This window comes from Marinobacter adhaerens HP15 (assembly GCF_000166295.1).
Classification (GTDB): Bacteria; Pseudomonadota; Gammaproteobacteria; order Pseudomonadales; family Oleiphilaceae; genus Marinobacter; species Marinobacter adhaerens.
The window spans coordinates 4179263-4192735 of the sequence record NC_017506.1 but is presented as its reverse complement, the minus strand read 5'-3'; the positions used below and the strand labels follow the sequence as shown (position 1 = coordinate 4192735).

Genomic DNA, 13473 nt, shown 5'->3' with positions numbered 1-13473 from the left:
AGACCTTACCTGGTTTTGGGCAAAGTCACAGAAACCTGCAGGCCCTGACCTCCCGGGCCAGCATCCAGCCGGATATCGCCACCCATCCCCCGAATCAGGGTACGGGCAATAGCCAGGCCCAGGCCTGCGCCACCGGTTTCGCGGCTGCGTGAGTGTTCCAGCCGATAGAAGGGTTCAAAAACCCGTTCCCGGTCCGCCTCCAGAATACCCGGCCCCTGATCAACAATCGTGACAACCGCTTCTGTGTCTGTGGTTGCCAGTGTTACTTCCGCCTGCTCGCCATAATTAACCGCGTTCTCAATCAAATTACGCAGGGCACGTTTGACGGCTTCGGGCTGCCCCTGGAGTACACATCTCGGGCTGTCATCGCAGTGCACCGCCAAGCCCATTTCCTGGAGATCACCACACAGGCTGTCCAGCAGGGTCGCCAGATCATAGCGACGGTGCTGTTCGGTGGTGGTGCCCCGGATGAAATCGAGGGTGGCTTCGGCAAGATGCTGCATTTCCCTGAGGGAATCGAGAAGACGGTCCCTGTCCTCACCTTCCGGCAGCATTTCCACTCGGAGCCGCATGGAGGTAATGGGTGTCCTGAGGTCGTGAGCGAGAGCCGCCAGCAGCCTTGCCCGGTCTTCCTGGGCGCGGCCAACCTGATCCTGCATCTGGTTGAAGGCGCGGGTAACCTCACGAACATCCTCCGGTCCCTTTTCAGGAATCCGGACTTTCTCCCCCCGCCCGAACGCGTGGGCCGCCTGACTCAACTCGTTCATTGGCCGCAGTATTCGACGGACCGCCAGCAATAAGGTCAGCGTGAGCAGCACTGCGGTAATACCAACGCTGGTGAGCGTCGCCTTTAGCCACAGCCAGGAGGGCGCCGGTGGCCGGGCCCGGGCATTGAACCACTGGCCGGAAGACAGCGCCAGGGAAACACCCAGCACCGGCGGGCATTCGTGCCGGTCATCGTGATGGTCGTCATCATCACGGTGTTCTTCATACTCGTGGTGTTCATCATCCTCATCGTCATGCCGTTCACGGTCCCGATGATCATCGCGATCCCGCAGGCAGTCGTCTCCATCAGCCTCCATGGCCGTTCGAACCTGCGCCATGGGCAGACCCAGCTCCTCGGCCAGCCTGCGCCTCATGTCGGAGGACTGATCCTCGGTCAGATAGGGCGCGGGATCAATGGAAAGCCGCAGGGTCGGGCTGGAGAGTGCCCGGAGGATGCGCTCCTGCCGTTCCGGATCGGTAGTATCGGCCAGGGTATAGCCATCGGCCACCCGCTGGAGGACGTGTTCCAGACTGGCACTGCGCAACGCTCCCTGGCGCTCACCCGCCAGAATAACGATGGTGATAACCTGGGCCACCAGCAGCACCAGAATCAATAACAGCGCCAGCTGCCCACCGGCGCGCCGTGGCCACAGTCTCATTGTTCAGCCCCTTCGACCGCAGCAATCCACTGGTAGCCACCGCCCCAGATTGTCTTGATCAGCCTGGGGCTGCGGGCATCCGGGTCGATCTTTCGGCGCAGGCGGCTGACATGATTATCAATGCTGCGATCGAAAGCATCCGCCTCTCTGCCGAGGGTCAGGTCCATCAGCTGATCACGGGACAACACGCGGCCGGCGTGCTCAAGGAAGGCGAGCAGAAGCTTGTACTCGGCGGTACTCAACGACACCTCGACACCTTCCGGATCGATGAGTTGATGGCGGTCGACGTCCAGCGTCCAGCCCTCGAACGTCAGGGACTGCCCGGCCATGGGGCTGCGTTGCGGTGGCAGCGCTGTGGTACGGCGCAGAACTGCTTTTATGCGGGCCAACAACTCCCGGGGGTTAAAGGGTTTGGTGAGGTAATCGTCGGCGCCCATTTCGAGGCCGACAATGCGATCGGTTTCCTCGCTCATGGCTGTAAGCAGAATAACAGGCAACTCGGTGTGCTCACGAAGGTAACGGCAGAGCGTGAGGCCATCGTCCCCGGGCATCATGATGTCCAGCACAACCAGGTCGACGGAGTGCTGTCGCAACTGTCGCTTCATGGCATCGCCGCCATCTGCCAGCAGCACGCGCAGGCCATGCTCCTGAAGATAGCGGCCGACCAGATCTCGAATGTCCCGGTGGTCATCGACGACCAGGATGGTGGGAGAGTCGCTCACTCGTTACTCCGTTGATTACCGTCTGCCCTGATTATAGGGGAGTCGACTTCCCGCTTGGGCGCGATCTTGTCAAAAACCGTCGCAAATCCCTGCCTTGCGACAAGTTGCGACAAAGTCGGTGGGTCACCGAGACAATTCTGCGACGTTTCCTTGATGGAATAACTCCCGACCAACAATGACATTCCGTCATGGGTTTAACCAACCAAGGAGTTCGACCATGAAGAAAACGACCACCATTGCTGCTCTCTCCATCGCCGCGATACTCGGCGCCACGCCACTGCTTGCGTCTGCCGATGACGACTACGGGCGAGGTGACTGTGACGATCGTTACGAGAATCGCCACCACGGCAAATCCATGGGTTCCGATCTGAAGCAATACAGCACCGACGAAATGCGCATCATGGCTTACGGCCAGGCGCTAAGACGCTTCGGCCCGGGCGTGGATGTGTCCGTTGAGGAAACGTCGGATGGCACATACCGGGTCCAACTGCGAGATGCCGAGCAGAATCTGATCCGGGAGCAGGAGTTCAACCAGTACGGTGCCCCGGTTCGCGGCGGACACCGGAGCTGATTACCAACAGCCAGCGCGGGGCCCGAGAGGTGCCCCGCAAGCCTTTGATCAAGGAGAATCGCGATGACACTGATGGACGCTGACAACCGCTATGGTGCCGTTTCCCGGGCTGTGCACTGGATAATGGCGGTTATGTTGCTGGTAATGCTTGCCAGCGAAGTCTGGTTTGAAGCCCTGGAGCACACACTCTCTGATGCGTCGCTTATGGCCTGGCACCAGACCCTGGGCCTGACCATTTTCGGGCTGGTTATCTTTCGCGGTCTCTGGCGCTGGCTTAACCGCGCACGTATAACACCACCGGCTCAATGGGCGACCATGGCCAAGCTCGGGCACATTGCGCTCTATGCCCTGATGATCCTGATGCCGCTGTCAGGGCTCGCATCCTCCCTCGGTGAAGGCGATCCTGTTACCTTTTTCGGCTGGACAGTCTTTGGCTACGGCCCGGAAATCGAGTGGCTGGAAGACAGCGGGGAAGAGGTTCATGAAGTGCTGGCCAACGTGTTGTGGCTCATGATTGGCGTACACGTAGCAGCTGCCCTGGCGCATCAGTACCTGCTGGGAGACCGGATCATGAAGCGCATGGCCTGACGGCCCAAGATACAGGAAAACCCTCGGGCTCAAGCCACCGGCAGCGAATCGTCGCTGCCCCAGTCCGCCCAGGAACCATCGTAAAGAGAGAGCTGGTCATACCCGGCCAGCTCGGCCGCCAGCAGAATGATGCAGGCGGTGATGCCGGAACCGCAGGAAAACACCAGTTGATGCCCGTCTCCGGGCTGAAGGTTCGTACCGAGATGCCTGAACTTTGCCTCCAGCTCACTGACCGGCTTAAACCGGTAACCATCCAGCACCTCGGTAAACGGAAGACTGAGTGAGTTCGGAATATGGCCGCCGCGCACTCCCGGGCGGGGTTCCGGGGCCTGAGCCAGGAACCGCGCCCGGGATCTCGCATCAATCACCGAAACTCGCTCGTCGTCCAAATGCTGTAGCACGAAGGCGGAATCCCGAACCCGTCCGCGGTCCAGACGGCCCGCCATGTTCCCGGCGGAAGCCGCACTATTAATCGGGGCCGACACCGTCTCACGCCCCTCTGCCAACCACTGTGGCAGGCCACCATCGAGCACGAAAACCTGTTCGAGGCCCATCGACCGCAGAATCCACCAGGCCCGGGGAGCGGAATAGATTCCCTGGTTGTCGTAAAGCACCACCAGTCTTTCAGGCGTTATGCCCAGCCTGCGAACTTCCTGAGTGAACTGTTCCTCGGTAGGAAACGCATGGAGCTGGGACGATTCCGTATTGCAGAGCGTTCCCTCCAGATCAATCTGGAAACTCCCCGGTATCCACACCGGGTGATCATAAACGATCGGCTCCTTGCCAATAACCGTGGCCATACTCGCGTCGATAAGAACCAACCGTTCGTTATCGAGGTTTTCCTGCAACCAGTCGGTGGTTACGAGTGGGGACGCCATGGTGTGCTCCTGTTCCTACCAGAAATAAACGGCCGACTTCTCAGGCCGACAAATCGCCAGACCTTCCCGGCTGCCGTCAGGACGTTGCGGCAATCACCGAGATTTCCACCAGCAACTCCGGCGACGCCATCTGAGCCTGAACACAGGCCCGGGCCGGCGCCGTACCTTCAGGCACCCAGTTGTCCCACACCTCGTTCAGGGCTTTGAAATCGGCCATGTCTGCCAGGTAAATGGTTGCCGAAAGGATTCGATCGCGGCTGGAGCCGGCGGTCTCGAGCAGCTCGTCCACTTTCTCCAGCATCCCGGTTACCTGGGTATGAATATCGGCGTTACGGTCCTTGGCAACCTGACCGCAAAGGTAAGCAGTGCCGTTGTGTTTTACGATCTTGCTCATTCGGCTGTTGGTGGAAATACGTTCAATGGTCATGGTGATGGCCTTGTTGGGGATTTGAGTGACTATATAACCAATAACGGGCTCGAGGATAAAGCCTCACACTTCAGCCCGGCACAAACACCGGAAAACCATCCAGTTCGGCAGATAGCAAACGCTGGCCAAACAGGCTTTCGAGTGCAGAAGTCACCAGCATGTCGCGGGCCGGTCCCCAGCAGGCCTGACCGTCGGGGTACAGAAGGAGGATCTGGTCGCACCATCGCGCAGCCAGGTTGAGGTCGTGGAGGCACATGAACACGCCCCGGTCGCACGCTGCCTGCTGGCGCAGCAGCTTCATAACGGCGGTCTGGTGCTGTAAATCCAGGTGATTGGTGGGTTCGTCCAGGAGCCAGATTTCGGGGCTTTGGGTCATGAGGGTAGCAATGGCTACCCGCTGGCGTTCACCGCCGGAGAGGGTGTTTACCAGGCGATCTTTCAGGTGGATCACGTCCAGCTCTATTAGAGCCCTTTCAGCAATCGCGAGGTCATCACCACTCTCCATCTGCCAAGGCGATAACCAGGGGTGGCGGCCGATCAGGGCGGTTTCCAGTGCCGTTGCCGGGAATCCATCCTGCCGGTCCTGAAATACCAGGCCCATGCGTTGCGATACGGTCTTGCGGCGGATGCCGTCCAACGGCGTTCCATCAAGCAGCAGCTTTCCGCTTCTGGGCTCCCGCAATCCTGCGAGAGTATGGAGCAAGGTGGTTTTACCCACACCGTTAGGGCCCAGCACGCCCCAGACCTGTCCCGGTTCGATGGCCAGATTCAGGGGAACGCCTGAGCTGCGGCCCGGAATGTCGATAATCAGCGCTTCGGTTGCCAGGCGTGTCATCATCGGCTCCTATACAGCAGGTACAGGAAGGTCGGGACGCCGATCAGCGCGGTGATCACCCCAACCGGCAACTGCTCCGGCGCAATCACCACCCGCGCCAGGGTATCCGCCAGCACCAGCAGCGTACCGCCCGCCAGTGCGCAGGCCGGCAGAATCAGGCGCTGGTCGTTGCCCAGCACCAGCCGCAACATGTGCGGTATCACCAGGCCAACGAAACCAACCGAACCGGCCATGGTGACGGCGGCTGCGGTCAGCAGGCTGGCCATCAGGTAGATCGACCATTCCAGTGGCCGCACCGAAACGCCCAGCGCCGCCGCCTGCAGGGAGCCCCGTGCCAGCACGTTCAGGGCCCGGCCCAGAGGAAACACCATCAGGCATACGAGCACAAGAATGATCAGTCCCGGCCACGGAGTGGCGGCGTGGGAAAGATCGCCCATCAACCAATACAGCATGCCCGGCAATCGGCTGGCCGGGGTCATCGAGAGGATCAGGGTAATCATGGCGCCCCAGCCGGCGGCGACCACCACACCGGTAAGCAACAGCCGCGATGGGGTCCAGCTGCCACTGCCGTGAGCCAAACCAAACACCAGCAGGGTGGCCAGCATGGCACCTGCAAACGCGGAGCCGGATATCAGAAAACCGGCAGCGCCGGCCAGCATGGCCAATAACGCACCCACTGCCGCGCCACCAGAAAGCCCCAACACATAAGGATCGGCCAGGGGATTTCGCAACAATACCTGCATAAGTGCTCCGGCCACGGCCAGCAATCCGCCAGTTGCGAACGCGCTCAGGGTGCGAGGCAGGCGCAGCTCCAGAATCAGCGTTTGCTGCAACTCGGTGCCACTGCCGGTGATCACCCTCAGAGTGTCACCAAAACCGATGGACGTACTGCCAATGCTGACGGAGAGCAGTGCCGCCAGAAAGCCCGCCAGCAGCAGAATCAGGAGGGGCTTGGAAGGGCTAGAGATTGGCACGGGCCTGCTCCAGGGTCTGACACAGGTGCATGGCACCCTCTGCCATACGTAGCGTCGGGCGTGCCAGCAGGTCAGGTGGTTCAAGGAAGAGGTTGCCCGCGGCTACCGCTGCCAGGCCCGGAAACTCACGCCAGGCCTCCAGCCACTGCCTGTCGTCTGACGATCCGGCGGTAATAATGGCCTCGGGGTTGGCTTCCAGAACCGCCTCCCGACTGATCCGGGGCACCAGCCGTGGCAACTCGCCGAACACATTAACGCCGCCGCACAGGCTTATGGCCTTGCTGATCAGCTCTTCCCGGTTCACGGTCATCAGTGGCTGATCCCATATCTGGTAGAACACCTTAACTGGTCTGGCATCGGCATACTGAGATTCAAGCGCGGCCATATCTGCACGAAACGCTTCGGCCCGCTCATTGCCCAGATCCGGTAATCCTGTCAGCAACGCCAGATCCGATACCGCCGCGGCAATGTCGTCAAACGTCCGCGGAGCAAGCCAGAAAACGTGAATGCCAAGATCTGACAGGCGTTCCAGCTGGCTGCGGGAATTGCCATCCACCCAGGCCACCACCAGGTCTGGCGCCAGCGAGACAATGGCTTCCAGGTCCAGGCGATTGCTGTCGCCCACCTGCGGCAAGTCCGCAGCTTCTGCGGGATAATCGCTCCAGGCACTCACGGCAACGAGCCTGTCACCGGCCCCTGCGGAGAACAGCAGCTCGGTGGCACCCGGCGACAGGGAAACAACGCGTTGCGCGGGCTCGGCCAGGCATACACGCTGGTCCAGCGCGTCGCTTACGCAGGGCCTCTCCGCCTGTGCCAGCGAGGGCACAAGCAGAGACAGCACAAACAATGCAGCGAGCCAGGGGCGCCTCATCGACGGAGTGAGCCTCTCAGATCGGTGAATTTACTGCTGGAAATCATAGCGCACCGAGGCCATGAAGGTTCGGCCTGCGGCCAGATAGTCGAAAGGCGCGAAGGTGGCACTGTCATATCCGATGCTTGTGGCATAGCGACGGTCCAATACGTTATCCACCTTGAACGATGCCGACCAGCCAGGCTGGAAGTTCCAGGCCGCCCTCAAGTCCACAGTGCCATAGCCTGGCAGCAGGCTGGTATTCGCTGCATCGTTATAGCGGTCACTCTCGGCGATAAAGCTGGCGCCCACGGACCACTGAGAGAACAGACGATCGACATCCAAACGCACATTCTTTTCCGCACGGCGTGGTAGACGTGCGCCGGTATCACGATTCTCGGTATCCGCGTAGGTTACCGCTGCCGCCAGATTCCAGTCAGCCGTCTCAATACCGGACGAAACCTCAACGCCACGGATTCTGGCCGTTTCGACATTTTCCATGGTGCCCTCAAACGTCGCCGGGTCAGAAACATAGGTAATCAGGTCCTTCACATCGTTCTGATAGAGGGCAACATCCCAGTACCATTGGTCATATCGTCCGGAGAAACCGGCCTCGACCATCTGCCCCTCTTCTGCGTCGAGGTCGGGATTACCGGTGTAGAACGGCACCGTCAGGTAAAGATCGTTAAAGGTTGGCGCCCGGAACGAGGTCGCATAGCTGAGGCGAAAACGATGGGCGCGGTCCAGCTGATGACCAAAGGCCACGCCGCCAGTCTCCTCTTTCCCGTAGGCCTCGTTGTCATCAAGACGCAGACTGAGCATCAGATCGGTGGCATCAAAGTTCAGACGGCCCTGCCCAAAGACTGCGCTGTTGGTCCGGCTATCTTCTGTAAAGTTGCTGGTGCCATCCACTTCATCAATCATGACCTCCGTACCCAGAACCAGCTCATGAACACCGGCCGTCAGGGTGTTTTCCCAGCGCGCTGAGCGAGACAGTGTGTCGAAAGTACTGGGATTGGCTCCGAAGGTATCCTGTTCATCGCGGGCTTCCGAGAACTGGATCCTTGTGCGCCAGTAGTCACTGGCAACAGCCTCCAGATGCAGACCCATGGCACGGATCAGGAAATCGGTATCACCGCCTTCAAACTCGGTGTTGCCTTCAGACTGGAACACGGTCAGCCCTGCGCCACCGCCCAGATCAAAACTGTGGCTCAGCTTCGCCAGGCCGCCGGTGTTCCGAAAGCCCTTGTCTTCACCGCCATCTCTCAGATTGGTGCCATCGGTGTCCGAATAGACGCCACTGGCCAGGAACGAGGAACGGCCCTCCCGGCCAGCCAATCCAGCGTTAACCTCGCGGGTTTCATGGGAGCCTCCTTTTAGCTCGCCCCAACCCTGGCGTCCGGCCTCCGGTTCCAGAGTGAACGCCTGGATGACACCGCCCACCGCATCGGCACCGTAGAGGGAGCTCTTCGCGCCCCGCACCAGTTCAACCCGTTCCATCAATTCCGGAGGCAAAAACTGCCAGGGAGGGATGCCCGCAGAGGCAGAGCGCAGTCGGATACCATCGAGAAGCAGCACCGTACCAGAGCTCCCCGCGCCACGCAGGAATACGCTGGTAGTCTTGCCGTAGCTGCCGTCCGACACCACGTTGATCCCCGGCTGCGCGCGCAGCAGGTCGCGGAATTCCGCGGGCTGTTGCCGATCAATATCCTCTTTGTCGATGACGGTAACCGAAGACAGACTCTCTCCAACGGTCTTCGGCCCCAGTGTCGCGGTAACCACGATCGGGTCAAGGGCATCGGTTTCTGGGGCAGACTGGGCCGAAGCGGCCAACGGCAAGGCAGCCAGGGAAAGGCCGGCCAGTAAAACAGGGCTTTGAATTCTGAACATGAAACTTGCTCCGCACTCCGCGCGCACCCGCACGGGAATCTGGGTTTTGTTGCGGAACAGGGAATGAGGGCAGGCGGTAGACAGGTGTCAGGAGAGCGGAACCGGCATATCACCCACCCAGGTTGCCCACCGCAACATCGGGTGTTTTTCCAGGCCGGTCTCCGGGCTGGCAGGCGGAACCCTGGGTTCCCGGGCAATCACCTTCCCATGTCGTGGCGACACAGTGGCGCACAGATTGCCGTTGTCCTGCTTACCGTTGCGGGGGCAGCATCGGCCTTGCACTGGCATTACCAGGCTCACCGATTTCCCGTTTCACCCGTCGCGCTTTGCGACGGACACCTGAAAAAAGTGTGGCAAGGCTAGCAACACCCGGGTAAGCGGTCAATGAAATCCATCAAAGGTCGACATGGCCGCAGACCTCTGCCACTGCTATATTCCATGACTGACAATCACTTATTCTTCGCCAGAACAGGGAGTTTTATGCAGGCCGAGCTGGTCGACATCCGCAATCACATGGCTCAATACCCGCCGTTTGACGAGATGGCCGAGGAGCTGCTCGACAGAGTGGTTGGCGACATCGAGATTGTGTACTTCAAGGCCGGGAGCCAGATCCTCGAACTGGGTGACCCGAGCAGCTGGCTGTATTACGTGCGCAGTGGCGCCGTCGAGATCTATCGGCGCACCGGGGAGCTGTACAACCGCATCAGCGAGGGCGAAGTCTTCGGCCAGTTTGGCCTGCTGATGAATCGGAAAGTGCGCTTCCCAGCCAAAGCCCTGGAAGACGTCCTGCTTTACAAGATTCCTTACGATACGTTCCAGTACCTCTGGGAAAATGACGACAACTTCGCCGATTTCGTTGAAATTGAAGACCGAAGCCGCCTGCGATCCGCCGTTTCCCGTCGCGAAAAGTCCAACCAGCTGATGACGTCCAAGGTTACCCGGTTGATTGCCCGGGAGCCGGTATCAGCGCCCCACACCGTTCGCCTGCAGGAAGCGGCGCGGATCATGACCGAAAACGGCGTCTCCGCACTGCTACTGATGGACGAGGAAGGTGAAAAGCCCCTGCTCAAGGGCATCATTACCGACCGGGACCTGCGCACCCGGGCCCTTAGCGAAGCCCTGGCCTCGGAAACTCCGATCAGCGAGATCATGTCGGAGGATCTGATCACCATCCGCTCGAACATGTTCATATTCGAGGCCATGCTCACCATGCTGCACAACAATGTGCACCATCTTCCGGTGATGGATCGGGATGAGGTTCGCGGCGTGATTGCGCTGTCTGACATCGTAAAGTACGAGAGTCAGAGCAGCCTATACCTGGTCAGCAACATCTACCATCAGCAGGATGTAAAAGGGCTGAAGAAGATCAGCCTGGATGTGCGGGACAGCTTTGTTCGCATGGTGAACGAAGATGCCAACTCCCACATGATTGGCAGTGCCATGGCCGGTATCGGGCGCAGCTTTACACAGCGCCTGCTGACACTGGGCGAAGAGAAACTCGGCCCCCCACCCGTGCCCTACTGCTTTATGGCCCTTGGCTCCATGGCGCGGGACGAGCAACTGGTGGTCACGGACCAGGATAACGCCATGATCCTGGACGACAGCTTTGTGCCCGAAGAACACGACGAATACTTCCTGGCGCTGGCGAAATTCGTCAGCGATGGCCTTGCGGAGTGCGGCTATACCTACTGCACCGGCGACATCATGGCCACCAACCAGAAATGGCGGCAGCCACTACGCGTCTGGAAGGACTACTTCACCGACTGGATTGATAATCCGAAAGCCGAGGCTCTGTTAAACAGCAATATTTTCTTTGATCTGGATGGCATCTACGGCGAGACCGACTTTGCCGAACAGCTAAAGACACTGGTGGCGGACAAAGCCAGCAACAGCCAGCGGTTCCTGGCAATGCTGGCGCGCAACGCCCTGAACCGCACGCCGCCGATCGGCTTTTTCCGGACCTTCGTGCTGGAAGAGGATGGCAAGCACCAGAAGACCTTCAACCTGAAACGTCGCGGAACAGCGCCCCTGTCGGATCTGATCCGGGTGCACGCCCTGGCCTGCGGCTCCCGTGCACAGAACTCGTTCGAACGACTGAAAGCCATTGGCAACACCAAGCTCCTGCTGGACGACGATCTGGGCAACCTGAGGGATGCGCTTGAGTTTATCTCCATCGTTCGTATCCGACACCAGGCCCTGGCAATCGAGGCTGACCGGCAGCCGGACAACAACGTACGGCCCGAAGACCTTTCACCGTTTGAGCGCAGCCATCTCAAGGATGCGTTCCAGGTAGTCAGCGGTGCCCAGAAGTTCCTGAAATTCCGGTATCACGCCGGGGTGGCCCGTAATGTCTAGTGAGGAGCAGGCCGAGAATTCTGTTACACGCCTGCCATGGCCCGAGCAATTCAAGGCCCTGGCGGAGCAGAGCAAGTCCCCGATTCTTAAAGCCTATTACGAGAGTGGGTGTGTGTCGCCGGAGACGCCCTTATCCGAGGTGCCCTTTGTCGCGCTCGATTTCGAGACCACCGGGTTGGACGCCAATCAACATTCGATTGTCAGTATCGGTCTGGTGCCGTTTACGCTCGACGGCATCCAGCTGGGCAAAGCCCGCCACTGGATCGTGCGGCCCAAGCTCCCGCTACACCAGACCTCGATTACTATCCACGGCATTACCCACAGTGATATCGACCAGGCCCCGGATTTGAACGATATCCTGAAGGATCTGTTTGCCTGCCTGAACGGGCGTATCCCCGTGGTTCACTACCGCAACATCGAGAGATCGTTCTTCGACGTTGCCCTGCAATGGCGCCTGGGGGAAGGAATCCGGTTTCCGTTGATCGATACCATGGCCATTGAGGCTCACCTGCACCCGGACCGAAACCCGTCACGCTGGCAACAACTGCTGGGGAAGAAGCCCGTGTCGATTCGCTTGGCTGATAGCCGGCTGCGTTATGGGCTGCCTCACTATGCCGCCCACAACGCCCTGATTGATGCGGTTGCCACGGCTGAACTCCTGCAGGCCCAGGTGTTGCACCATTTCAGCCGGGACACCCGGGTGGCGGATTTGTGGTTGTGAGTCAGGCGTCGCTCTCTGATCTGACGTCATCAACCCATTTGCCATAACCGGCCTCTTCCATCTTCTCCAGCGGGATAAAGTCCATAGACGCGGAGTTCATGCAGTAGCGTAGTCCGGTTGGCGCAGGGCCATCGTTGAAGACATGGCCAAGGTGGGAATCCGCGTGGCTGCTGCGGATTTCCGTACGGGTCATGAAGAACGAGTTGTCCTCACGTTCCACCACCGCGTCTGGTGTGATCGGCCGGGTAAAGCTGGGCCAGCCGGTACCGGATTTGTACTTGTCCCGTGAAGAAAACAGCGGCTCGCCGGAGACAATATCCACGTAGAGTCCTGGCTTCTTGTTGTCCCAGTATTTGTTGTTAAACGCCGGCTCGGTGCCGTCTTCCTGGGTCACCTCGTACTGCATATCCGTCAGGCGCTGCTTCAGGACATCCTGGGCCGGCTTTTCAAAGCTTGCCGGATCGAAGCCAACGCCCATCTGGCCGGGCTCTGTGCTGGCGCTTTCATCGCCCACCAGATCGTCACTGGCGTCCACTGTGGCATTCTCCTGGAACCGGGTGTAATCGAGCTCGTAATCTTCGCCATACACCTTCTCGATAAACTGATAGCGTCCAGAGTTGAAGGTGTAGAAGTTGTAGCGCACGGGGTTTTTGTCGTAATAATCCTGGTGGTATTCCTCCGCCGGGTAAAATTTCTCAAACGGCACGATTTCGATCACCACGGGTTTCTCGTAAACTCCGGATGCCTCCAATTCTGCAACGGCCGCCTCGGCCAGGCGCTTCTGCTCAGCGTTATGGTAGAAAATAGCAGGACGATACTGCTGGCCGCGGTCCACAAACTGACCCTGATTATCGGTCGGGTCCATCATCCGCCAGAGCGCCTGCAACAAGCCCTCGTATGTCATTTCGTTGGGGTCGTAATAGACCTGTACCGCTTCGGTATGGCCAGTCTGCCCCGAGGCAACCTGCTTGTAGGAGGGGCTTGCCTCTTTCCCACCAGAATAGCCCGAGACTACTTCCACCACGCCCGGCACCCGCTTTTCGTACCCGGCCTCAACACACCAGAAACAACCGCCAGCAAAGGTCGCCACGGCCAGACCCGGTTGATCCGGTGCGTATTTGCTCATCTGCGACTCCGACTTTTCGGCAACCGCGTAGGTGGTGAACAGACCAACTGCAGAGACAAATGCCACTGCGGAAAACAGACCCATAATCTTGCGTTTCATCAGATATCTCCTT

The 13473-nt window shown here is 59.5% G+C and carries 13 protein-coding genes and 1 riboswitch; of the genes, 4 read left to right on the top strand and 9 right to left on the bottom strand.

Translation table 11 applies throughout. From position 1 onward, the window contains the following. Positions 1-5: 5 nt before the first annotated feature. Positions 6-1424 (bottom strand): sensor histidine kinase, encoded by a 1419-nt coding sequence (locus HP15_RS19560; protein ID WP_014579079.1) that lies wholly within the window; start codon positions 1422-1424, stop codon positions 6-8. Then, a complete protein-coding gene (locus HP15_RS19555; protein WP_014579078.1) occupies positions 1421-2146 on the bottom strand; it encodes a response regulator in 726 nt (241 codons plus the stop codon). The genes HP15_RS19560 and HP15_RS19555 overlap by 4 nt, the downstream gene beginning before the upstream one ends. A 217-nt stretch (positions 2147-2363) precedes the next feature. Between HP15_RS19555 and HP15_RS19545 the strand changes: the two genes are divergently transcribed. Together HP15_RS19545 and HP15_RS19540 are read left to right on the top strand one after the other, a co-directional pair. After that, positions 2364-2717, top strand: a complete 354-nt coding sequence (locus HP15_RS19545) for a hypothetical protein (protein WP_008177093.1) — start codon at positions 2364-2366, stop codon at positions 2715-2717. Positions 2718-2780: 63 nt separating this feature from the next. Continuing rightward, a complete protein-coding gene (locus HP15_RS19540; protein WP_014579077.1) occupies positions 2781-3305 on the top strand; it encodes a cytochrome b in 525 nt (174 codons plus the stop codon). Positions 3306-3334: 29 nt separating this feature from the next. Here the strand turns inward: HP15_RS19540 and HP15_RS19535 are convergent, their stop codons facing one another. From HP15_RS19535 to HP15_RS19510, 6 genes are all read right to left on the bottom strand, one after another. Continuing rightward, positions 3335-4183: a sulfurtransferase gene (locus HP15_RS19535; RefSeq protein ID WP_014579076.1), complete on the bottom strand. Its 849-nt coding sequence runs from the start codon at positions 4181-4183 to the stop codon at positions 3335-3337. A 76-nt stretch (positions 4184-4259) separates the two neighbouring features. Further along, positions 4260-4610 (bottom strand): RidA family protein, encoded by a 351-nt coding sequence (locus HP15_RS19530; RefSeq protein ID WP_008177087.1) that lies wholly within the window; start codon positions 4608-4610, stop codon positions 4260-4262. Between the two features lie 70 nt (positions 4611-4680). Then, on the bottom strand, positions 4681-5445 hold the full coding sequence (locus HP15_RS19525; protein WP_041645928.1) for an ABC transporter ATP-binding protein: 765 nt from the start codon (positions 5443-5445) through the stop codon (positions 4681-4683). After that, positions 5445-6419: a FecCD family ABC transporter permease gene (locus HP15_RS19520; RefSeq protein ID WP_014579074.1), complete on the bottom strand. Its 975-nt coding sequence runs from the start codon at positions 6417-6419 to the stop codon at positions 5445-5447. Before HP15_RS19520 ends, HP15_RS19525 begins: the two co-directional genes overlap by 1 nt. Beyond that, positions 6406-7290 (bottom strand): cobalamin-binding protein, encoded by an 885-nt coding sequence (locus tag HP15_RS19515; RefSeq protein WP_014579073.1) that lies wholly within the window; start codon positions 7288-7290, stop codon positions 6406-6408. The genes HP15_RS19520 and HP15_RS19515 overlap by 14 nt, the downstream gene beginning before the upstream one ends. A 30-nt stretch (positions 7291-7320) precedes the next feature. Further along, entirely contained in the window at positions 7321-9159 is a 1839-nt protein-coding gene (locus HP15_RS19510; protein ID WP_014579072.1) for a TonB-dependent receptor plug domain-containing protein, read from the bottom strand. Between the two features lie 135 nt (positions 9160-9294). Then, positions 9295-9517: riboswitch (cobalamin riboswitch) on the bottom strand. A 122-nt stretch (positions 9518-9639) separates the two neighbouring features. Between HP15_RS19510 and HP15_RS19500 the strand changes: the two genes are divergently transcribed. Next, positions 9640-11514, top strand: coding sequence for a putative nucleotidyltransferase substrate binding domain-containing protein (locus HP15_RS19500; RefSeq protein ID WP_014579070.1), 1875 nt, complete (start codon positions 9640-9642; stop codon positions 11512-11514). Further along, positions 11507-12235 carry a 3'-5' exonuclease gene (locus HP15_RS19495; RefSeq protein ID WP_014579069.1) on the top strand — a complete coding sequence of 243 codons (729 nt, stop codon included), beginning with the start codon at positions 11507-11509 and terminating at the stop codon, positions 12233-12235. The genes HP15_RS19500 and HP15_RS19495 overlap by 8 nt, the downstream gene beginning before the upstream one ends. Position 12236: 1 nt before the next feature. On the opposite strand, the gene msrB is transcribed toward HP15_RS19495, so the two are convergent. Next, entirely contained in the window at positions 12237-13460 is a 1224-nt protein-coding gene (gene msrB / locus HP15_RS23025; RefSeq protein WP_014579068.1) for a peptide-methionine (R)-S-oxide reductase MsrB, read from the bottom strand. Between the last annotated feature and the right edge of the window lie 13 nt (positions 13461-13473).

Coding starts and splice junctions, on each gene's coding strand:
- HP15_RS19560 (WP_014579079.1), bottom strand. CDS start 1,424: ATGAGACTGTGGCCACGGCGCGCCGGTGGGCAGCTGGCGCTGTTATTG.
- HP15_RS19545 (WP_008177093.1), top strand. CDS start 2,364: ATGAAGAAAACGACCACCATTGCTGCTCTCTCCATCGCCGCGATACTC.
- HP15_RS19540 (WP_014579077.1), top strand. CDS start 2,781: ATGACACTGATGGACGCTGACAACCGCTATGGTGCCGTTTCCCGGGCT.
- HP15_RS19535 (WP_014579076.1), bottom strand. CDS start 4,183: ATGGCGTCCCCACTCGTAACCACCGACTGGTTGCAGGAAAACCTCGAT.
- HP15_RS19530 (WP_008177087.1), bottom strand. CDS start 4,610: ATGACCATTGAACGTATTTCCACCAACAGCCGAATGAGCAAGATCGTA.
- HP15_RS19525 (WP_041645928.1), bottom strand. CDS start 5,445: ATGACACGCCTGGCAACCGAAGCGCTGATTATCGACATTCCGGGCCGC.
- HP15_RS19515 (WP_014579073.1), bottom strand. CDS start 7,290: ATGAGGCGCCCCTGGCTCGCTGCATTGTTTGTGCTGTCTCTGCTTGTG.
- HP15_RS19510 (WP_014579072.1), bottom strand. CDS start 9,159: ATGTTCAGAATTCAAAGCCCTGTTTTACTGGCCGGCCTTTCCCTGGCT.
- HP15_RS19500 (WP_014579070.1), top strand. CDS start 9,640: ATGCAGGCCGAGCTGGTCGACATCCGCAATCACATGGCTCAATACCCG.
- HP15_RS19495 (WP_014579069.1), top strand. CDS start 11,507: ATGTCTAGTGAGGAGCAGGCCGAGAATTCTGTTACACGCCTGCCATGG.
- msrB (WP_014579068.1), bottom strand. CDS start 13,460: ATGAAACGCAAGATTATGGGTCTGTTTTCCGCAGTGGCATTTGTCTCT.